Genomic DNA, 19,399 nt, shown 5'->3' with positions numbered 1-19,399 from the left:
CGCTGCGGCCGGTGCTGGCCCGCGCCGACCGGCTGGCGCCGGTGCTCACCCGGGTGCTGCGGGCCGCGGGCGCCGAGGCCGCGGCGATGGTGCGGACGACGGCCGCGGTCACCACCCTCTCGGGCTCCCCCGCGCTGAACGTCATCGCCTCCTCGGCCCGCGCCGGGGTGAACCTGCGGGTGATGGTGGGCGACACCGTCGACGGCGTGCTGGCCCACGTGCGCCGGACGGTCGGCGACGGCGTCCGGGTCGAGGTGGTCGAGCGCAACGAGCCCAGCCCGGTCTCCCCCTGGGACGACGACGCCTTCGCGCTGCTGGAGCGGATCACCACCGAGGAGTTCCCCGACGCCGTGCCCACGCCCTACGTGATGATGGCGGCGACCGACGCCCGCTTCTTCACCGACGTCGCCCGCGCGCTGGGCATCTCCGACGGCGACGTCAACTGGTTCGAGGCCGCCCAGCTGGTCGCCTCCGCGCTGCTGGTCCCGGTGCTGGCCCGGCTGGCCGACCTGCACGGCCACCGCCGGGTCCTGCTGGCCTCCACCGCGGTCACCGCGCTGGGCAGCTGGGTCATGGCCGTAGCACCGGCGACCGGGGCGGCCGGGTTCGGCGTCTTCGTCGTCGGCTCGGCGCTGCAGGGCGCCTACGTGGTGTGGCTGCCGCTGGAGGTGGCGATCGTGCACCGCCGCGCCGCCGCCGACGACCACCGCACCCGCCGGGCCGCCGGCGTCCTGGTCGCCTTCCTGCAGGTCGGCGTGCTGGCCGGTGCGCTGACCAGCGGCGCGCTGGTGGAGTCGGTGCCGGTACCGGTGCTGCTGGCGATCCCGGCGCTGGTGGTGACGGTGTGCCTGGTCGTCGTCGCAGTGGGCGTGGAGCCCGACCCGCCGCGTGCCCCCGGCCGGCTCGACCTGCCCGGCCTGGGTCTGCTGACCGCCGCGCTGCTGCTGGTGATGGCCGGCCTGGTCGCCGTCCGGCTGCTGGGCCCGGGCGCCGTGCTGCCCTGGGTGCTGGTGGCCGCGGGGCTGGCCACCGCGGCGCAGCTGGTGCGGGTGGAGCGGCGCACCACCGAGCCGCTGGTCGACGTCGGGGTGCTGGCCGCGCGGGCGCAGTGGCCGGTGCAGGCGACGGCGTTCCTGTCGGGCATGTCGGTGCTGGGCGCGCAGATCCCGCTGTCCACCTACGCCCGGGCCGACCCCGCCGTCACCGGCTACGGCCTGGGTGCCGCGGCGTCGTTCGTGTCGGTGCTCATCGGGCTCTACGTGCTCACCCTGCTCGCCGGCGCGCTGCTGCTGACCCCGCTGGCCCGGTGGCTGGGCACGCGCCGGGCCATGGCCGCGGGCAGCGCGACGGTCGCGGTCGGGTACGCGCTGTGGCTGCCCTTCCACGACACCACCGTGCAGGCGCTGACCAACATGGCCGTCGCCGGGGTGGGCTCGGGCCTGCTGGTGGCCGCCCTGCCGGCAGCCGCGGTCGCCGCGGCCCCGCCCTCGCGCACCGGGTTCGCCGCGGGCATGACCAACTGCTCCAAGACCGTCGGCGGGGCGATCGCCTCGGCGGTCTTCGCCGTCGCGCTGGCCTCGACCGGGAGCATCGGGGACCCCACCGCCGGCGCCGCGCCGCTGTCGGGCTACCTCACCGTCTGGGCGGTGTGCTCGGCCACCGCACTGGTCGCTGCCGTCGTCCTGCTGACGACCGCCGACCGCGACGCAGGTCAGTCGAGGTAGTCGCGCAGCACCTGCGAGCGGGACGGGTGGCGCAGCTTCGACATCGTCTTGGACTCGATCTGCCGGATCCGCTCGCGGGTCACGCCGTAGACCTGGCCGATCTCGTCCAGGGTGCGCGGGGTGCCGTCGGACAGGCCGAACCGCAGCCGGACGACGCCGGCCTCGCGCTCGGACAGGGTCTGCAGCACCGAGGTCAGCTGCTCCTGCATGAAGCCGTAGGACACGGCCTCCACGGCCACGACGGCCTCGGAGTCCTCGATGAAGTCACCGAGCTGGCTGTCGCCCTCGTCGCCGATGGTCTGGTCGAGGCTGATCGGTTCCCGGGCGTACTGCTGGATCTCCAGCACCTTGTCCGGGGTGATGTCCATCTCCTTGGCCAGCTCCTCCGGGGTGGCCTCGCGGCCCAGCTCCTGGAGCAGCTCGCGCTGGATGCGGCCCAGCTTGTTGATGACCTCGACCATGTGCACCGGGATGCGGATGGTGCGGGCCTGGTCGGCCATCGCGCGGGTGATGGCTTGGCGGATCCACCACGTCGCGTAGGTCGAGAACTTGAAGCCCTTGGTGTAGTCGAACTTCTCCACCGCGCGGATCAGGCCCAGGTTGCCCTCCTGGATCAGGTCCAGGAAGGCCATGCCGCGGCCGGTGTAGCGCTTGGCCAGCGACACGACCAGGCGGAGGTTGGCCTCCAGCAGGTGGGTCTTGGCACGCTCGCCGTCGCGGACGACCCAGTTGAGGTCGCGGCGCATGGTGGGGGTGAACTTCGCGTCGGTCTCGGCGAGCTTGTGCGCGGCGTACAGCCCGGCCTCGACGCGGCGGGCGAGGTCGACCTCCTGCTCGGCGGTCAGCAGCGCGACGCGGCCGATCAGCTTGAGGTAGGCGCGGACGGCGTCGGTCGAGGTGGCCAGCTCGGCGTCCTTGCGGGCCTTCTGCAGGGCGAGCGACTCCTCCTCGTCCCACTCGAAGGACCCGGAGGCGGCGGCCGGGACGGCGGGCTCGTCGGCGAGGTCGGCCTCGTCCTCCTCGAGCTCCACCTCCTCCGCGTCGGCGTCCGGCGCGGGCGCGATCTGCACGGACTCCGCGTCGGCCGAACGGGCCTTGCGGGCGCCGGCGGCGGCCTTCTTGCGCGGGGTCTTCGTGGTGCTGTCGGCCACTGTCGTGCTCATCCAGCCTCTCCTGGGGGTGTCGTGCGGCGTCGCGAGGACGGGTGAGGTCCTGGCGGAGAGGCCGCCCACGGTGGGGCGGCACAGGCCGCCCACGGTGAGGGACGGGGGGTCTGCGACCAGCGCCGGAGCGCGGCCTGTGCCATTTTAATCCGTTTCCCGCTGGAGGGGGTGACGCCGGGTACCCCAGCGGGTCAGCCCTACACCTCCGGGGCGGGATGGGTCGTGCGCCATCAGTCGTCGATGGAGGACATGTCCCCGTACCGGTCGCCCTGCACGGCCTCGCGCGGGACGGCGGCCGACAGGCGGGCGACGTCCTCGGGCGAGAGCCGCACGTCGGCTGCGGCGACGTTCTCCTCCAGGTAGCGCACCCGCTTGGTCCCCGGGATGGGGACGACGACCTCGCCCTGCGCCAGCACCCAGGCCAGGGCCAGCTGGCCGGGGGTGCAGCCGTGCTCGGCGGCGATCTCCTCCACCCGGCGCACCAGCACCAGGTTGGCCTCCAGCGCCTTGCCCTGGAACCGCGGGAAGTACCCGCTGCCGCGGCTGTCGCCGTCCGCCGGGGTCTGCGTGACCGCGCCCGTCAGCAGGCCGCGGCCCAGCGGCGAGTAGGGCACCAGGCCGATGCCGAGCTCGCGCACGACGGGCAGGACGGCGTCCTCGAGGTCGCGGGTGAACAGCGAGTACTCGGTCTGCACCGCGGTGATCGGGTGCACGGCGTGCGCCCGGCGGATGGTCTCCGGGCCGGCCTCGGACAGGCCGAGGAAGCGGACCTTGCCGGCGGTGACCAGCTCGGCCATGGCGCCGACGGTGTCCTCGATGGGCACGGTGGGGTCGACCCGGTGCTGGTAGTAGAGGTCGATGGTGTCCACGCCCAGGCGCTGCAGCGATGCGTCGCACGCGGCGCGGACGTACTCCGGGGAGCCGTCGATGCCCAGCCGCTCGCCGTTCTCCCCGCGCTTGTTCCCGAACTTGGTGGCCAGCTGCACCTCGCCGCGGCGGTCGGCGATCGCCCGGCCGACGAGCTTCTCGTTGGTGAAGGGCCCGTACATGTCGGCGGTGTCCAGGAAGGTGACGCCGAGGTCGAGCGCGCGGGCGATCGTGTCCAGGCCGGACTGCTCGTCGGGGGCGCCGTAGAACTCGCTCATGCCCATGCAGCCCAGGCCCAGGGTCGAGACGGTGAGGGCGGCGTCGCCGGGACCGAGGGTGCGGGTGCCGAGGTGGTCGGTGGTCATGGTCCGAGTGTGCGCCCGGCAGGATGCCGTCGCCCTGCATGATCGGGACATGGCGTACTTCGAGCGGCTGGCCAGCGCCCCGGACGGCGGCGGCCGGTTCCGGGCGACCGAGCACACCGGCGGCGGCTGGAACCCGGCCGAGCAGCACATCGCCCCGACGGTCGGGCTGGTGGCGCACTGCCTGGCCGGCGGCGGCCCGCTGCAGAAGCTGTCGGTGGAGATCCTCGGCGTGATCGGCATCGACGAGGTCGAGGTGGCGGTGGGGACGGTGCGGCCGGGCCGCACCATCGAGCTGGTCGAGGCCACGGTCACCTGGGGAGGGCGGGCGGTGGTCCGGGCCCGGGCCTGGCGGCTGGCCGGGTCGGACACCGCCGCGGCCGCGCTGGTCGCTGAGCCGGCGCTCCCGCCGCGGGACGAGCTGGCGGCCTGGGACATGAGCGCCGGCTGGCCCGGGGGCTACATCGCCTCCCTGGAGGTGCGGCACCGCGACGCCGGCCCGGGGCGGGCACAGGCCTGGCTGCGGTCCCGCCAGGAGCTGCTGAACGGCGAGGACGTCACCGACCTGACCCGGTTCCTGCTGCTCGCCGACACCGCGAACGGGCTGGTCCAGGCCCCGGAGCGCCGCCGCTGGTTCTACCCCAACGTCGAGTTGACCGCGCACCTGTTCCGGGCCCCGACCGGGCACTGGGTGGGCATGGACACCTCGGTCAGCTGGGGCCCGGGCGGGCACGGCCTGACCGCCACGGTGCTGCACGACGAGGCCGGCCCGGTCGGCCGCGTCGCCCAGCTGTGCACCCTGCGCCCGATGCCCACCTGACCAGCCCTGACCTCACCCCACCCCGGCGGGGACCGGCGCCGACAGCCGGCCGTCGACCATGGTGAGCAGGACGTCCAGGGCCGGGGCGTGCACCAGGTCGTGGGTCACCAGGAGCGTCGCGGTGCCCAGCTCGTGGGTCAGCCGGGCCACCAGCGCCATCACCCCGGCGCCGCGCTCCTGGTCCAGGGCGCTGGTCGGTTCGTCGACCAGCAGCACCGACGGCGCGTGCACCAGCGCCCGGGCGATCGCCACCCGCTGCCGCTGGCCGCCGGAGAGCTGGGCGGGCCGCCGTCCGGCCTGGGCGGTGAGCCCGACCGCGTCGAGCAGGTCGTCGGCCCGGGCCCGCACCCGTGCCCGCCGGCCCCGGTCCCGGCCGCCGAGCTCGGCCATCACGTGCAGCTGCTCCCGGGCGCTGAGAGCCGCCAGCAGCTGCGGCTGCTGGGGAACGATGCCGATCCGCTCCCGGCGCAGCGCGGTGGCCTCGGCACGCGACAGCCCGGTGGCGTCCACGTCCCCGACCAGCACGGCGCCGGAGTCCGGCCGCACCAGGGTGGCGGCGACCGCCAGCAGCGACGACTTGCCCGACCCGGACGGTCCGGTGAGCCCGGTGACCACCCCGGGCGGCGCGGTGAGGGCGACGTGGTCGACCGCGGTGACCCGGCCGTCGCCGTCGGGGAAGGTGAGGGTGACGTCGTCGAGGGTGATCATCGTGCGCTCCCGAGGGCGGTGAGGGGGTCGGTGGAGACGACGGTGCGCAGCGCGACGGCGGCTCCGGCCAGGCCGAGCAGGGTGAGGGCGGCCGCGGGGGCGGCCGTGGTGAGCGGGTCGACCAGGAAGGGCACCGAGGCCGGCAGCGCGGCCCCGGCGGCCACCACGACCGCGGTGCCGACGCCGATGCCGGCGACCAGCACGACGAGGGCCTGGCCGAGCGCGTCCCGGGCCAGCGACGCGGTCGACGCCCCAAGCGCCTTGAGGACGGCGACGTCCCCGGCCCGCTGCATCGTCCAGACGGTGAAGAAGGCGCCCACGACGAGCGCGGAGATGCCGAACAGCAGGCCGATCATCAGGGCCAGCGACCCGACCTCGGACCGGAAGGTCGGCAGCGCCGTCAGGCTGAGCAGCGGGCTCGCCGCCGAGGTCCCGGTGGCGGCGGCGACGGCGTCCCAGTCCGGATCCCCGGACACGGCGAGCACGGTGGCCTCGCCGTCCCCGCCGAGCTGCCGGTCGGTGGCCGCCCAGGCCGTCGGGGTCAGCGCCACCACCGGGGTGTGGCTGTAGGAGGCGTCGGCGCCGACCGTGGCCACCCGGTAGGTGGTCCCGCCGACGCTGACCGGGTCACCGGGGCGGGCGTGCAGGGCCTGCGCGGCCCCCGCGGAGAGCCCGACCTCGCCGTCGGTGGCCGGCGCGAGGTCGGCGACCGCGGACGACGGGGCGCCCCGCGGCAGCCCGACCAGCGCGACGCCGGTGGCGGTGCCGCCGTCCGGCCCGGCCGCCCGGCCCTGCACGATGCCGACCGGGACGACGCCGGACACCCCGGCGGCGCCGGACCAGGCGTCGACGGTGGCCGGCGGGATGGTCGAGGTGGTGAACGACGGGTCCTCCCCGTCGGGGGCGGCGAGCACCAGCCGGTCGCCCGGCAAGCCGAGGACGGCGGAGACGTTCTGCCCCGCCAGGCCCCCGGTCAGACCGGCCAGGAACCCGACCAGCAGGGTGATGAGAGCGACGACGGCACCGATGAGTGCGAACCGCCCGCGGGCTCGGCGCAGGTCGCGCCAGGCGACGTACACGGTGGACCCCTTCCCGGCGGCCGGGACCGTCCCCGCCGCCGGCACCGAGCCTCCCGGCGACGGACGCCCCGGACATCGCGCGGCCGGTGGGTCCTGGGCTCCACCTTCCGGTTGATCCGCACCGGCTGCGGCGGGCCTACGCTCGACCGCCGTGGCCCATCGTCTGACCTCGGTGTTCGCCGGGCTCCGTGCCGGGCTGCACGCCCTGGTCGCCGGGCTGCTCGCCCTCGTCGTCGTCCGCGTCCTCCTGGAGCCGGTGGGCGACCGCCCCCGGTGGGCAGAGCTGGTGCTGTGCGCTGCGTTCGCGGCCGCCTACGCCCTCGGGGCCCGGGTTGCCCGGGCCGCCCCGGCCCGGCGGGCCGCCGCGGGCGCGGCCTGGGTGGCGGCGCTGACCGGGTTGTGGGCGGCCCTGGTCGTCGTCGTCCCGGTTGCCGCGTACCTGGTCTTCCCGCTCTTCTTCCTCTACCTGCACGTATTGCCCGGCCGGACCGGACCGGCGGCGGTGGTGGTCACCACCGCGGTGACGGTCGCCGCGATCGGCCTGCACGACGGGTTCACCCCCGGCGGCGTGGTCGGCCCCGTGGTGGGTGCGGTGGTCGCGCTGCTGATCGGCGGCGGGTACCGGGCGCTGGCCCGGGAGTCCGCGGCCCGGGAGGAGCTGCTGGCCGAGTTGCTGGCCACCCGCGACCGGCTGGCCGCCGCCGAGCGCGAGCAGGGCGTGCTCGCCGAGCGTGCCCGGCTGGCGCGCGAGATCCACGACACCGTCGCGCAGGGGCTGTCCAGCATCCAGCTGCTGCTGCACGCCGCCGAGCTCGCCGACGCCGACCGGCCCGGCACCGAGCACATCCGGCTGGCCCGAACCACCGCCGCCGAGGGCCTGGCGGACACCCGCCGGCTCATCCGGGACCTCGTCCCACCCGCGCTCGACCAGGGCGTGGTCGCCGCGCTGGGGCGGCTCGGTGAGCAGTGGGGCCGCGACGGCCTGGCGGTGGTCGTCGAGGCACCCGACGGCGAGCCCGATGTGCCGATGGACGTCGCGACGGCCGTGCTGCGCATCGCCCAGGGCGCCGTGGCCAACGCCGCCCAGCACGCGGGCGCGTCCCGCGTCGTGGTCGGCCTGGGGGCGGCGGGTCCGGACGTGCTCCTGGAGGTCGTCGACGACGGCGCCGGGTTCGACCCCGTCGCGGTGGCCGGCCGCGCCGCCGCGACCGACTCGTTCGGGCTGCGGGCGATGGCCGAGCGCGTCGCCCAGCTGGACGGGGAGCTCGTGGTGGACAGCGCACCCGGCCGGGGGACGACGGTGCGCGTGCGGGTGGCCGTGCCCGGCGCGGTGGGGGCGGGCCGGTGATCCGGGTGCTCGTCGCCGACGACCAGCCGGTGGTCCGGGCGGGCCTGCGGGCGGTCCTCGGCACCGCTGAAGGGGTGCACGTGGTCGGTGAGGCCACCACGGGCGAGGAGGCCGTGGCACTGGCCGCCGCGCTGTCCCCCGACCTGGTGCTCATGGACCTGCGGCTGGGCACGGGCTGCAGCGGCGCCGAGGCGACCCGCGCCGTCCGGGCCGCCGAGGCGCCGCCCTACGTGCTGGTGCTGACCAACTACGACACCGACGGCGACATCCTGGGTGCGGTCGAGGCCGGGGCCAGCGGCTACCTGCTCAAGGACGCCCCGCCCGCGGAGCTGCTGGCCGCTGTGCGGGCGGCGGCGGCCGGGGAGAGCGCGCTCGCCCCGGCGGTCGCGGCCCGGCTGCTGGCCCGGGTGCGGGCCCCGCAGGTCGCGTTGTCGGCCCGCGAGATCGACGTGCTGGGGTTGGTGGCCGACGGCGCGTCGAACAGCGAGGTGGCCGCGGCGCTGCACATCACGGAGGCCACGGTGAAGACGCACCTGGTGCACGTCTACGACAAGCTCGACGTCACCTCCCGCACCGCCGCCGTGGCCCGCGCCCGTGCGCAGGGTGTGCTGGCCTGAGCGCGGACCCGGCTACGGTCCGCGGCACGGGCAGAGGAGCCGACGTCCCCGACGGCCGCGGGCGCACCGGGCTGGACCGGGCGGGCCGCGACCTCACCGGCAACCCCGACGTCGTCGTCCGCGACGTGGAGGTGACCAGCGACGGCTGGCACGGCAAGACGGTCATGCTGCTGCAGTGGCTGGCGCTCCGGGAGCGGGGCGTCCGGGACTGAGCCAGGATGTGCGGCGTGCCCGCGCTCACCCGCCTCGCCGACGCCGTCCTCGACCGGGCCGTCGTCCCTGGCTACAGCAAGCTCGGACCTGCCGTGCGGCGCCGCTGGTGGCCCTCCGGGCCGGTGCCGGGCGCGCTGATCGGCAAGCGGGTGCTGGTCACCGGCGCCACCTCGGGCATCGGGACGGCCATCGCCGAGGGGCTGGTCGACCTGGGCGCCACGGTGCACGTGCTGGGCCGCAACCGCGCCAAGACCGAGGACCTGGTGGCCCGGCTGGAGCGCGAGCGACCGGGGGCACGGCTGGTCGCAGAGGTGTGCGACGTCGGCGACCTGGACGTCGTCCGGGCCTGGGCGGCAGACTTCACCGGCCGGGTGGACGAGCTGCACGGCCTGGTGCACAACGCCGGCGCGCTGCCGGCCCAGCGGTCGGAGACCGCGCAGGGGCACGAGCTCACCCTGGCGGTGCACGTGCTCGGCCCGCACCTGATGACCGCCCTGCTCACCGGCACCCTGGCCCCGGACGCCGCGGCGGTCTGGATGTCCTCGGGCGGCATGTACGGCGCCGGCCTGCGGGTCGACGACCTGGAGTTCACCGACGGCGAGTACAGCGGGGTGCGCGCCTACGCCCGCACCAAGCGGATGCAGGTGGTGCTGGCCGACGAGTGGGCCCGCCGGCTGCCCGGGAAGCACGTGTACTCCACGCACCCGGGATGGGTGGCCACCGACGGCGTGACGGCGTCCATCCCCGGCTTCGGCAAGCTCATGGCCCCGCTGCTGCGCACCCCGGAGGACGGCGCCGACACCACGGTCTGGCTGCTGGCCACCCGGCCGGCGTCGAGGTCGCCGCACTTCTGGCACGACCGTGCGCAGCGGCCCTCGACCCTGGGCTGGGAGCGTGGCCAGGACCCGGCGAAGGTCCGCCGCTTCCTGGACCAGGTCGACGCCGACACCGCGCGGCGCTGATCAGCCCGCGGGCGTCACCAGCGTGCCGACCACCGGTGGTGGCACGCCCGGCAGAGCATGCGGGCCCACCAGCCGTCCTCCTCCGCGGGCGGGGTGACGTCGGCCAGGTCGCGGCCGCCGCAGGCGGGGCAGTGCAGCAGCACCGCCAGCGCGCTCACCGCCGACCCCCGGGGTGCGGACGGCGCGCCGTCGGGGACGGGTGCCGGTGGCGGTGGGCTGCACGGGAGGTGGTCATGCACCACCCTGACCCGTCCCGCCCCGCCGCGGGGCCCGTGACGCCCGATCCGCACGGATCGTCACGGAACCGCAAAGCACCCGTCGCGTTCAGCCCGCGGCGACCTCGGGGGCGACCGTCGCGTGCGGGCGGCGCTGCCAGGCGGCCCACTCGCCGCTGATCTCACCCGCCGTGCGCAGCAGCAGCGGCAGGTGCTCCTCCAGCAGCGTCTCGCGCGTGGTCTCCGCGGCGTGCACGGTGACGTTGGCCGCCGCCCGCACCACCCCGGCGCCGTCCCGCACGGGGACGGCGACCGACCGGACCCCCGGCGCCAGCTCCTCGTCGGCCAGCGCCCAGCCGCGCGCCCGGACCTCGGCCAGCTCCTCGTGCAGCTGGGCCGCCGTCCGGCCGATGTAGCGGGGCAGCCCCGAGCGGGAGGCGTGGCCGAGCGCCTCGGTGAGCTCGTCGGGCCCGAGCGCGGCCAGCAGCACCTTGCCCTGCGACGTCTGGACGGCGGGGAACCTCGTGCCGATCTCGACCCGCAGCGTGATCAGCTTGGGGACGGCGACCCGGGCCACGTAGACGATGTCCGAGCCGTCGAGCTGGGCCATCGACGAGGACTCCCCGGTGCGGGCGACCAGCGCCTCCAGGTGCGGCCGGGCGATGTCCCACAGCCCCAGCGACCCGACGTAGGCCATGCCGAGGTCGAGCACCTTGGGCGTGAGCCGGTAGCCGCCCTCGCAGGCCGCGGCGTACCCGAGCTCCTCGAGGGTGAGCAGCAGCCGGCGGGCGGTCGGCCGGGCGAGGTCCGCCGCGGCCGCCACCTCCGACAGGCTCATCACCGGGCGCCGGGCCGAGAAGCACGACAGGACGTCGAGCCCCCGGGCCAGCGCCTCGACGAAGTCCGGGCCGTGCCCGCGCCCGGCCATCAGGACCCGAACAGCGAGCCCCGGGCCTCGCGGGTCTCGTCGCTCTTGTAGTCGGTGTAGGTGTAGGGGTTGTCCAGGACGTCGTCGCCGTCCTCGGGCATGGCCGGGTTCATGCCGGCCTGCCAGGTCTCCTCCCCCATCGCGCCGCGCAGGTGCTCCACGGTCGACTCCACGGCCGAGCGCACGGCGGCCCCGTCGTACCCGACGAGCCTGCCGTCGCGCTTCACGACCCGGCCGCCGACCAGGACGGTGTGCACGTCGCCGCGCTGGGCCTGGAAGGCCACGTGGCCGTAGGGGTTGAGCAGCGGGAAGGACACCGGTGAGGCGTCGTTCTTGATCAGCACGACGTCGGCGGTCCTGCCCGGCTCCAGCGAGCCCAGGTCGTCCCGGCCGAGGGCCTTCGCGCCGCCCCGGGTGGCCCAGTCGACGACGTGCTCGGCGCGCAGGTGCACCTGGGTGACGGTGGTGCCCTCCACGTGCGCCTCGAGGTGCTCGCGGGAGCGGTCGGCGCCCAGCGTGGTGCGCATCGCGGAGAACAGGTCGGCCGACCACCACACGCTGGTGTCCATCGACAGCGACACCGGGATGCCGTGCTTGCGGACCTGCCAGGTGGGCGGGTAGCCCTGCCCGGCGCTCTGCTCGCTCTCCGTCGACACCGAGACCGAGCCACCGGTGGCGGCGATGCGGTGGTAGCTGTCGGTGTCCAGCGAGGCGGCGTGCACGTAGACGGTCTCCGGCGTCATGAACCCGGCGTCGTGCATCAGCTGGATGGAGGCGTCGGACGTCGCACCCCAGACCCCGGCGTGCGTGGTGACCGGGAGGCCCAGCTCGCGGGCCACCTCGAAGGCGGCCTTCTCCGGGAAGGACGGGTCGCCGGTGACGTCGAAGGCCAGCTGCAGCCCGAGCTTGCCCTCGTCCGCGCGCCGCTTCAGGAAGCCCTGCACGGCCGGGTCGGCGGTCCACTCCCACGGGCCGGCCTGGATGTTGCCGTAGGCGAGGACGAACCTGCCGGGGACGGCGAGCAGGGCGTCGGCGGCGGCCTCGGCGTGCTCGACGGTCTGCAGCCCGTGGCTCCAGTCGACGGTGGTGGTGACGCCGGCCTCCAGGCCCTCCCACGCGGACAGCAGGTTGCCGGCGTGCACGTCCTCGGGGCGGAAGGTCTTCCCGTGCTCGAGGTAGTACCAGACGAAGTACTGGGTCAGCGTCCAGTCGGCGCCGTAGCCGCGCATCGCGGTCTGCCACATGTGCCGGTGGGTGTCGATCATCCCGGGCATGACGACGCCCCCGGTGGCGTCGACCTCCTCGGTGCCCTCGGGGACGTCGAGGTCGGTGCCGACCGCGGCGACCTTCCCGTCGACGACCAGGACGTCGCCGCGCGGGAGCACGGTGTGGGCGTCGTCCATGGTCAGCACGGTGCCGCCGCGCAGGACCAGCGGGCGGGTGTCGGGGCTGGACATCGTCGTCTCCTCGCAGGGCTGGCGGACATCTGTCCGCTGAGCGGTCACACGTACCCTGGCGTGACCCGCGCCACCCTGTCAAGCGCACCCCGTCCCGGTTGACACGTCGGTCCCGGCCGACACAGACTGCGGTCCCGACCACACCGGACAGCTGTCCGAGAGCCGAGGAGCACGCCGCCCCGATGACCTCCCCCACCGGCCCGCTGGCCGGCCTGCTCGTCGCGGACTTCTCCCGCGTGCTGGCCGGCCCGTACTCGACGATGCTGCTCGCCGACCTGGGCGCCGAGGTGGTCAAGGTGGAGGGCCCGGCCGGTGACGACACCCGCCACTGGTCACCCCCGGTGCGGGACGGGATCAGCACGTACTACCTGGGCGTGAACCGCAACAAGCGGTCGGTGGCGCTGGACCTCGAGGACGACGGCGACCGCGCCGCCGCGCAGGAGCTGGCCCGCCGGGCCGACGTCCTGGTGGAGAACTTCAAGCCCGGCGGGCTGGCGCGGTTCGGCCTGGACTACGAGACCGTCGCCGCCACCAACCCCGGGGTCGTCTACGCCTCGATCAGCGGGTTCGGCGCGCAGGAGGGCGGGTCGCACCTACCCGGCTACGACCTCATCGTGCAGGCCATCTCGGGGCTCATGAGCCTCACCGGCTCCCCCGACGGCGAGCCCTACCGGGCCGGCATCTCGGTCTTCGACGTCGTCGCCGGGCTGCACGCCACCATCGGCGTGCTGAGCGCGCTCAACGCCCGGCACGAGACCGGCGCGGGCCAGCACGTCGAGGTCAGCCTCATGGCCTCGGCCCTGTCCGGGATGGTCAACCAGAGTTCGGCCGCTGTCGCCGGCGAGGTCGTGCCGTTCCGGATGGGCAACAGCCACCCGTCGCTGTTCCCCTACGAGCCGCTGGAGTGCGCCGACGGCGAGCTGATCATCACCGCCGGCAACAACGGCCAGTTCCGCAAGCTGGTCGAGGTGCTCGGCGTCCCCGAGCTCGCCGACGACCCACGGTTCGCCCGCAACGAGGACCGCACCGCGAACCGGGACGAGCTGCGCCCGCTGCTGGTCGAGCGGCTCCGCACCCGCAGCAAGCAGGAGTGGTTCGAGGCGATCTTCGCCGTCGGCGTGCCGTGCGGGCCGATCAACACCGTCGACGCCGGGGTTGCCTTCGCCGAGCAGGTGGGCCTGGACCCCGTCGTCCGGCCGGGCGGGATCCCCTCGATCCGCAACCCGATCACCTTCTCGGCGACCCCGCCGTCCTACCGGCTGCCCCCGCCCGGCCTGGACGAGCACGGTGCCGAGGTCCGCGCCTGGCTGGAGGCCCCCGGTGACTGAACCGCGCACCTACGAGACCGCGCTCGGGGCGTCGTCCCGGGAGACCATCACCCTGCTGGGCACCGACCTGGCCCGCGACGTCATGGGCACCGTCGGGTTCGGCGAGCTGGCGTTCTGGCTGGCCACCCAGCGCCGGCCCACGCCCGGGCAGGTCCGGGTGTTCGAGGCCGTGCTCGCCGCGCTCGCCGACCACGGGTTCACCCCCACCGCGATCGTCACCCGGCTGACCTACCTGTCCGCGCCGGACTCCGTGCAGGGCGCGCTGGCCGCCGGGCTGCTCGGCGGCGGCTCCCGCTTCCTCGGCGTCACCGAGGACTGCGGCCGCTTCCTCGACGACGTCCTGGTCGCCCAGGACGAGCTGCCCACCGACGACGCCGGCTGGGACGCCCTCGCGCTGACCGTCGTGCAGCGCGAGCGGGAGGCCGGGCGGTTCGTGCCGGGCCTGGGTCACCACGTGCACAAGGACGGCGACCCCCGCACCCCGCGGCTGATGCAGATCGCCGCCGAGGAGGACCAGGTCGGCCCGCACCTGGCGCTGTTCGCCGCGATCGGCCGGGTGCACGCCCAGGTGCTGGGCAAGACGCTGCCGCTCAACGGCGCCGGCGTCTGCGGTGCCGCCCTGGCCGACCTCGGCCTGCCGCTGCCGCTGCTGCGCGGGTTCGCCCTGCTGGCCCGCACCGCCGGGCTGATCGGCCAGCTGGCCGAGGAGCTGCGGCACCCCGTCGCGAACGACATCTTCCTGTCCGTGGACCTGAACAACCGCTCGGTCGCCCCCGACCCGAGCTGAGCCCTGACCCGACCGCTGGAGGCAGCAGTGCAGCTCGTCACCGAGGACAACATCACCGACCTGGCCGCGCAGCGGTGGGCCACCGCGCACGACCCCCGCACCGCGGAGCTGATGAGCGCACTGGTGCGTCACCTGCACGCCTTCGCCCGCGAGGTGAAGCTCACCGAGGCCGAGTGGATGGCCGCCGTCCAGTGGCTCAACCGCACGGGGCAGATCAGCAACGACAAGCGCGAGGAGTTCATCCTCACCTCCGACGTGCTGGGCCTGTCGATGCTGGTCGTGCAGATGAACCAGCGGCTGGACCCCCGCGCCACCCCGGCCACCGTGCTCGGCCCGTTCCACATCGACGGCTCCCCCGAGCTCGGCCACGGCGAGGACATGTCCGAGGGCGTGCGCGGGACCCCGCTGTACCTGCACGGCCGGGTGGTCGACCTCGACGGCAACGCCGTCCCCGGCGCGGTCCTCGACGTCTGGCAGGCCGACGACGACGGGCTCTACGAGACCCAGCACCCCGAGGTCGACGAGGCCCGGCTGCGCGCGAAGTACACCGCCCGCGAGGACGGCTCCTTCGCCATCCGCACCGTGGCCCCGCTGGGCTACACGATCCCGATGGACGGCCCGGTCGGCGAGCTGATCTCGCGCACCGACATCTCGGAGTACCGGCCCGCGCACTTCCACGTGCTGCTGGCCGTGCCGGGCTACCGGCCGCTGATCACGCACCTGTTCCAGGAGGGCGCCGACTACCTCGACAGCGACGTCGTGTTCGGGGTCAAGGAGCAGCTGGTCGTGCACTACGAGCCGCACGAGGGCGGGTCGTTCCCCGACGGCACCGCGGTCGAGGGACCGTGGTTCGAGGCCACCTACGACTTCGTGCTCCAGCCGGCCTGACGTCAGCGCCCCGGCGGCTGTCCCCCGCCGCCGGGGCCACCACCCGTGCCGCCGCCGGTCGAGCCGCCACCGGCCGCGGTGGTGGTGTCGACGCCGACGTCCATCGCCACGATGAGGCCGGAGGTCACGTCCCCGGTGATGGTCGGGGTCTCGAGCTCGGCGCCGTCGGAGAACACGTTGTCCGTCGCCAGGCTGACCTGCGACAGGTTGCGCACCGACTGCTCGTAGCCGCTGGTGGCGTACACGGTCTCGCAGGCGTCCTGCAGGAGCGCGACCTGCGAGGTGGCGATCGCGTTGGACGAGTCGGTGATGGAGTCGACGTCCGGGTAGACCTCGACGTGGATGTGCGGCCACCGGCCGGAGTAGCAGGCCGGGAAGGTGCTGGTGAAGGTGACCGTCCCGTCGGCGTCGGCGACCTGCACGCCGCGCAGGTAGTTCTCCTCGGTGATGCCCTGCGAGTAGAGGGAGTAGTTGCCGTCCCGGTCGCAGTGCCAGACGTAGACAGCGGCGCCCTCGAACGGGACGCCGCCGGCCAGGTCCTGCACCGTGAGGGTCAGCGTCATCGGGACACCCTCGGCGGTGCCGGACGCCGAGCCGAAGCTCGATCGGATGTCCGAGCGGACGATGCCGCTCTCGGTCAGCACGTTCGCCCCGTTGGACCCGTCGCCCGGGTAGGGGCCGGCCGTCTCCTCGGGGATCTCGCCGGTCGACGTGGTCGCCGCCGCCGCACTGGTGGTCGTGCTGCTGCCCCCGCAGGCGGCCAGGCCCAGGCCGGCGGCGCCGAGTCCGAGGAAGCCCAGCACCCGGCGGCGGCTGAGCAGGGTGTCCAGGTCGAACCGGAGCCCCTGGTCGACCACCTCCTCGTCGGGGCGGGGCAGCGGGCGACCTTCGTAGCTCGTCGTCATGCACCCACCGTCGGCCCCGTCCCCAGGTGCCGCACCAGCCGCCGCTGTGCGTCGCATGTGCGCCCGGGGGTCCCCGGCCCCGCAGCGCCGACACCCGAGATCGGGGTTCCCGGGGCATCCCGCGGACCCAGGAGCCCGCGAACCCCGCACTCGACCGCCATCCCGGGGAACCCGCCCCCTGCCCGGCCCAGGAGAGGGCGCGAACCCCGGGATCGGGGTTCCCGGGGACTCCTGAGGGCCAAGGACCCCCAGACCCCCAGACCCCCGCACCCCACGGCCGATCCCGGGGAACCTGCCCGCTCCCGGGCACCCGACGAGGGCAGGAACCCCGGGAGCGGGCGGGACCGTCGGAGGAGCGCGGGAGGATGCAGCGGTGGTGTCGACGGTCGTGCTGCAGCGGGTGGGCGACGGCGTCCGCGCGCACACCGACGGCGGCGCCCACGACCTCACCCGCGCCGAGCTGGCCGGCTGGGTGGCCGAGCACGAGGCCGACCGGCCCCGGTGGGTGTGGGACGACACCACCCGCTGGTACCCGCAGCTGCTGGCCGCCGGCGTCCGGGTGGAGCGCTGCACCGACCTGCGGCTCACCCACGCGGTGCTGCGCCGGTCCCCGTACGTCGACCAGCAGCTGCTCGCCGACGACGGCTGGGACGCCCTGGCCCCGGTGGTGCCCGAGGAGGCCACCCTCTTCGCCCTCGACGACCCCGCCGACGCCCTCGACCCGGTCGCCGAGCACGCGCGCCAGCAGCGAGCCCTGGGGGCCTCGCCCGAGCGCGGCCGGCTGGGGCTGCTGCTGGCCGCGGAGTCCGCCGCGGCCCTGGTCGCTGCGGAGATGCAGCACGCCGGGATGCCGTGGCGGGCCGATGTGCACGACCGGCTGCTCACCGCCCTCGTCGGGCCGCGGCCGCCGGCGGGGCAACGGCCGGCCGGCCTGGAGGCGATGCTGCCGGGCATCCGCGCGGCGTTCGGCCAGCCCTCGCTCAACCCCGACTCCCCCGTCGAGCTGCTGGCCGGGCTGCGCGCCGCCGGTCTGGACGTCGCCGACACCCGGTCGTGGACGCTGCGCGAGCTCGACCACCCCGGCATCGAGCCGCTGCTGCGCTACAAGAAGCTGCTGCGCCTGGTGCAGGCCAACGGCTGGGCGTGGCTGGACACCTGGGTGCGCGACGGCCGGTTCCGCCCGGTGCTGCTGCCCGGCGGCGTGGTCACCGGCCGGTGGGCCGCGCAGGGCGGCGGCGCGCTGAGCGCCCCGGTGCAGCTGCGCGGGGCCGCGGTGGCCGACCCGGGCTGGCGGTTCGTCGTCGCCGACGTCGCCCAGCTCGAGCCCCGGGTGCTGGCCGGGATGAGCCGCGACGCCGCGATGGCGCAGGCCGCCCGGGCCCGGGACCTCTACCAGGGCGTGGTCGACGCCGGGGTGGTCGCCACCCGCGCGCAGGCCAAGGTCGGCCTGATCGGAGCCCTGTACGGCGGCACCCGGGGCGAGAGCGGTCTGGTGCTGCCCCGGCTGGCCCGCCGCTACCCCGCCGCGCTCGGCCTGGTGGAGCAGGCCGCCCGGTCCGGGGAGCGCGGCGAGGTGGTGACGACCCTGCTGGGCCGCGGCTCGCCCCGCCCCGGACCGTTCGGCGGGGACGGCGACGACCCGGCGGCCGGGCGGGCCGCCGACGCGCGACGCCGGTCCTGGGGACGGTTCACCCGCAACTTCGTCGTGCAGGGCACCGGCGCGGAGTGGGCGTCGTGCTGGCTGGCCGACCTCCGCAACCGGCTGTGGCGCATCGGCGAGGGCCCGCTGACCGGCCGGCCGCACCTGGTGTTCTTCCTGCACGACGAGGTGGTCGTGCACACCCCCGAGGCACTGGCCGACCAGGTCGTGGAGGCCGCGCGGGCCGCGGCGGCCGAGGCCGGGCGGCTGCTGTTCGGCGAGTTCCCGGTCGACTTCCCGCTCGACGTCGCGGTGGTCGACTCCTGGGCCGACGCCTGAGGATGGACCGCGTGATCGACCCCGACCTGCTCGCCGCCGCGTCCTGGACCACCGAGCCCGCCGCCTGGCGCCGCACCGGCGACGGCCTCGAGGTCACCGCCGTGCAGGGCAGCGACGCCTGGCGGCACACCTCCTACGGCTTCGTGCACGACGACGCGCACGGGCTGCTGGCCCCCTTCGGCGCCCGCGACGCCCTCGAGGTCAGCTTCCGGTTGACCTACGACCAGCAGTTCGACCAGGCCGGCGTCCTGCTGCGCGCGGCACCGGACACCTGGGTCAAGGCCGGCGTCGAGGTCTCCGACGGCGTCCCCCAGGTCGGCGCGGTGGTCACCTCCGGCCGCTCGGACTGGTCGGTGGCCCCGGTCCCCGACTGGTCCGGCCGCGAGGTCACCGTGCGGGCCAGCCGCGACGGCGACGCGGTGACCGTCCGCGCCCGGGTCGACGACGAGCCGTTCCGGCTGGTCCGGGTGGCGCCGGTCGACCCCGGCCTGCAGCTGGCGGCCGGGCCGTACTGCTGCGCGCCCACCCGCGAGGGCCTGGTCGTGGCGTTCACCGGGTGGCGGCGCACCGCTCCCGACCCCGCCCTGCACTGAGCCGGCGGATCAGGGCTCGCGCAGCACGGTGCCCAGCGGCACCCGGCGCCGGGCCCGGGCCTCGGTGAGCACGGTCGCCCCGACCGCGAGCAGCGGCGGCACCAGCAGGGACGGCAGCCACCCCGGGACGGCGAGGGCCGGGTCGACCGCCTGCCCGGTGAGCGACCGCAGCCCCAGCGGCCCGCCCACCACCGCCGCGACGCCGACCCCCAGCAGCAGCCCGGGGACCGCGGTGGCCAGCACGCCGGGCAGCAGCTCCAGCAGGGTGACCGCACGGGCCTGCCGCTCCCCCAGCCCCAGGGTCCGCAGCACCCCGGACGTCGCCCGACGCCGGCGCGCACCGGCCACCCCGCCGAGGACCACGGCCAGCACGGCCAGCACCAGCAGGACGACGGCGGTGACCACGCCCAGGACGGCGAGCCCGCGCGGCAGCGGCGCGTCGGCCACCGCGGCGAGC

At 75.6% G+C, this 19,399-nt stretch carries 19 protein-coding genes; 10 read left to right on the top strand and 9 right to left on the bottom strand.

The genetic code is table 11. The annotated features are described in order from the left end of the window. Positions 1–1,724, top strand: a 1,724-nt coding sequence (locus tag NH342_RS16080; protein WP_253016152.1) for an MFS transporter, incomplete at its 5' end; no start/stop codon positions are given. Here the strand turns inward: NH342_RS16080 and NH342_RS16075 are convergent. Both NH342_RS16075 and NH342_RS16070 read right to left on the bottom strand, forming a co-directional pair. Continuing rightward, positions 1,712–2,887 carry an RNA polymerase sigma factor gene (locus NH342_RS16075; RefSeq protein WP_253016150.1) on the bottom strand — a complete coding sequence of 392 codons (1,176 nt, stop codon included), beginning with the start codon at positions 2,885–2,887 and terminating at the stop codon, positions 1,712–1,714. The two genes, NH342_RS16080 and NH342_RS16075, sit on opposite strands and share 13 nt — an antisense overlap. Before the next feature lie 230 nt (positions 2,888–3,117). Continuing rightward, positions 3,118–4,119, bottom strand: a complete 1,002-nt coding sequence (locus tag NH342_RS16070) for an aldo/keto reductase (protein ID WP_253016148.1) — start codon at positions 4,117–4,119, stop codon at positions 3,118–3,120. A 49-nt stretch (positions 4,120–4,168) separates the two neighbouring features. Between NH342_RS16070 and NH342_RS16065 the strand changes: the two genes are divergently transcribed. After that, positions 4,169–4,936, top strand: coding sequence for a thioesterase family protein (locus NH342_RS16065; protein WP_253016146.1), 768 nt, complete (start codon positions 4,169–4,171; stop codon positions 4,934–4,936). Positions 4,937–4,948: 12 nt separating this feature from the next. Here NH342_RS16065 and NH342_RS16060 read toward each other — a convergent pair whose 3' ends face one another. Both NH342_RS16060 and NH342_RS16055 read right to left on the bottom strand, forming a co-directional pair. After that, entirely contained in the window at positions 4,949–5,644 is a 696-nt protein-coding gene (locus tag NH342_RS16060; protein WP_253016144.1) for an ABC transporter ATP-binding protein, read from the bottom strand. Further along, a complete protein-coding gene (locus NH342_RS16055) occupies positions 5,641–6,723 on the bottom strand; it encodes an FtsX-like permease family protein (protein WP_253016142.1) in 1,083 nt (360 codons plus the stop codon). Before NH342_RS16055 ends, NH342_RS16060 begins: the two co-directional genes overlap by 4 nt. Before the next feature lie 151 nt (positions 6,724–6,874). On the opposite strand from NH342_RS16055, the gene NH342_RS24300 reads away from it, so the two are divergent. From NH342_RS24300 to NH342_RS16040, 3 genes are all read left to right on the top strand, one after another. Next, complete coding sequence (locus NH342_RS24300; protein ID WP_253016140.1) at positions 6,875–8,071, top strand: sensor histidine kinase; 1,197 nt, start codon at positions 6,875–6,877, stop codon at positions 8,069–8,071. Next, a complete protein-coding gene (locus NH342_RS16045; RefSeq protein WP_253016138.1) occupies positions 8,068–8,688 on the top strand; it encodes a response regulator transcription factor in 621 nt (206 codons plus the stop codon). The genes NH342_RS24300 and NH342_RS16045 overlap by 4 nt, the downstream gene beginning before the upstream one ends. Before the next feature lie 227 nt (positions 8,689–8,915). Further along, the gene (locus NH342_RS16040) at positions 8,916–9,863 is read left to right on the top strand and encodes an SDR family NAD(P)-dependent oxidoreductase (protein WP_253016136.1); all 948 of its coding nucleotides are present in this window, start codon (positions 8,916–8,918) and stop codon (positions 9,861–9,863) included. 14 nt (positions 9,864–9,877) lie between these two features. Here the strand turns inward: NH342_RS16040 and NH342_RS16035 are convergent, their stop codons facing one another. The 3 genes from NH342_RS16035 to NH342_RS16025 form a co-directional block, all read right to left on the bottom strand. Then, the gene (locus tag NH342_RS16035; protein WP_253016134.1) at positions 9,878–10,021 is read right to left on the bottom strand and encodes a hypothetical protein; all 144 of its coding nucleotides are present in this window, start codon (positions 10,019–10,021) and stop codon (positions 9,878–9,880) included. Between the two features lie 166 nt (positions 10,022–10,187). Further along, complete coding sequence (locus NH342_RS16030; protein WP_253016132.1) at positions 10,188–11,006, bottom strand: IclR family transcriptional regulator C-terminal domain-containing protein; 819 nt, start codon at positions 11,004–11,006, stop codon at positions 10,188–10,190. Beyond that, positions 11,006–12,463 (bottom strand): amidohydrolase family protein, encoded by a 1,458-nt coding sequence (locus NH342_RS16025; RefSeq protein ID WP_253016130.1) that lies wholly within the window; start codon positions 12,461–12,463, stop codon positions 11,006–11,008. Before NH342_RS16025 ends, NH342_RS16030 begins: the two co-directional genes overlap by 1 nt. Positions 12,464–12,645: 182 nt before the next feature. On the opposite strand from NH342_RS16025, the gene NH342_RS16020 reads away from it, so the two are divergent. From NH342_RS16020 to NH342_RS16010, 3 genes are read left to right on the top strand one after another with little or no spacing between them, the layout of a single operon-like run. Continuing rightward, positions 12,646–13,791, top strand: coding sequence for a CaiB/BaiF CoA-transferase family protein (locus NH342_RS16020; protein ID WP_253016128.1), 1,146 nt, complete (start codon positions 12,646–12,648; stop codon positions 13,789–13,791). Continuing rightward, complete coding sequence (locus tag NH342_RS16015; RefSeq protein ID WP_253016126.1) at positions 13,784–14,578, top strand: citryl-CoA lyase; 795 nt, start codon at positions 13,784–13,786, stop codon at positions 14,576–14,578. Before NH342_RS16020 ends, NH342_RS16015 begins: the two co-directional genes overlap by 8 nt. A gap of 27 nt (positions 14,579–14,605) precedes the next feature. Beyond that, positions 14,606–15,466, top strand: a complete 861-nt coding sequence (locus NH342_RS16010) for a dioxygenase (protein ID WP_253016124.1) — start codon at positions 14,606–14,608, stop codon at positions 15,464–15,466. 2 nt (positions 15,467–15,468) lie between these two features. Here NH342_RS16010 and NH342_RS16005 read toward each other — a convergent pair whose 3' ends face one another. After that, positions 15,469–16,371 carry an intradiol ring-cleavage dioxygenase gene (locus NH342_RS16005; RefSeq protein WP_253016122.1) on the bottom strand — a complete coding sequence of 301 codons (903 nt, stop codon included), beginning with the start codon at positions 16,369–16,371 and terminating at the stop codon, positions 15,469–15,471. A 376-nt stretch (positions 16,372–16,747) separates the two neighbouring features. On the opposite strand from NH342_RS16005, the gene NH342_RS16000 reads away from it, so the two are divergent. Both NH342_RS16000 and NH342_RS15995 read left to right on the top strand, forming a co-directional pair. Beyond that, complete coding sequence (locus NH342_RS16000; protein WP_374209455.1) at positions 16,748–18,349, top strand: bifunctional 3'-5' exonuclease/DNA polymerase; 1,602 nt, start codon at positions 16,748–16,750, stop codon at positions 18,347–18,349. Between the two features lie 2 nt (positions 18,350–18,351). Beyond that, the gene (locus NH342_RS15995) at positions 18,352–18,942 is read left to right on the top strand and encodes a DUF1349 domain-containing protein (RefSeq protein ID WP_374209452.1); all 591 of its coding nucleotides are present in this window, start codon (positions 18,352–18,354) and stop codon (positions 18,940–18,942) included. Positions 18,943–18,951: 9 nt separating this feature from the next. Here NH342_RS15995 and NH342_RS15990 read toward each other — a convergent pair. After that, a partial coding sequence (locus NH342_RS15990; RefSeq protein ID WP_253016116.1) for an FtsX-like permease family protein occupies positions 18,952–19,399 on the bottom strand: 448 nt, incomplete at its 5' end.

The organism is Klenkia sp. PcliD-1-E (assembly GCF_024124375.1).
Lineage (GTDB): Bacteria > Actinomycetota > Actinomycetes > Mycobacteriales > Geodermatophilaceae > Klenkia.
The sequence above is the reverse complement of the archived record's forward strand: the minus strand, read 5'-3'. Positions and strand labels throughout refer to the sequence as shown.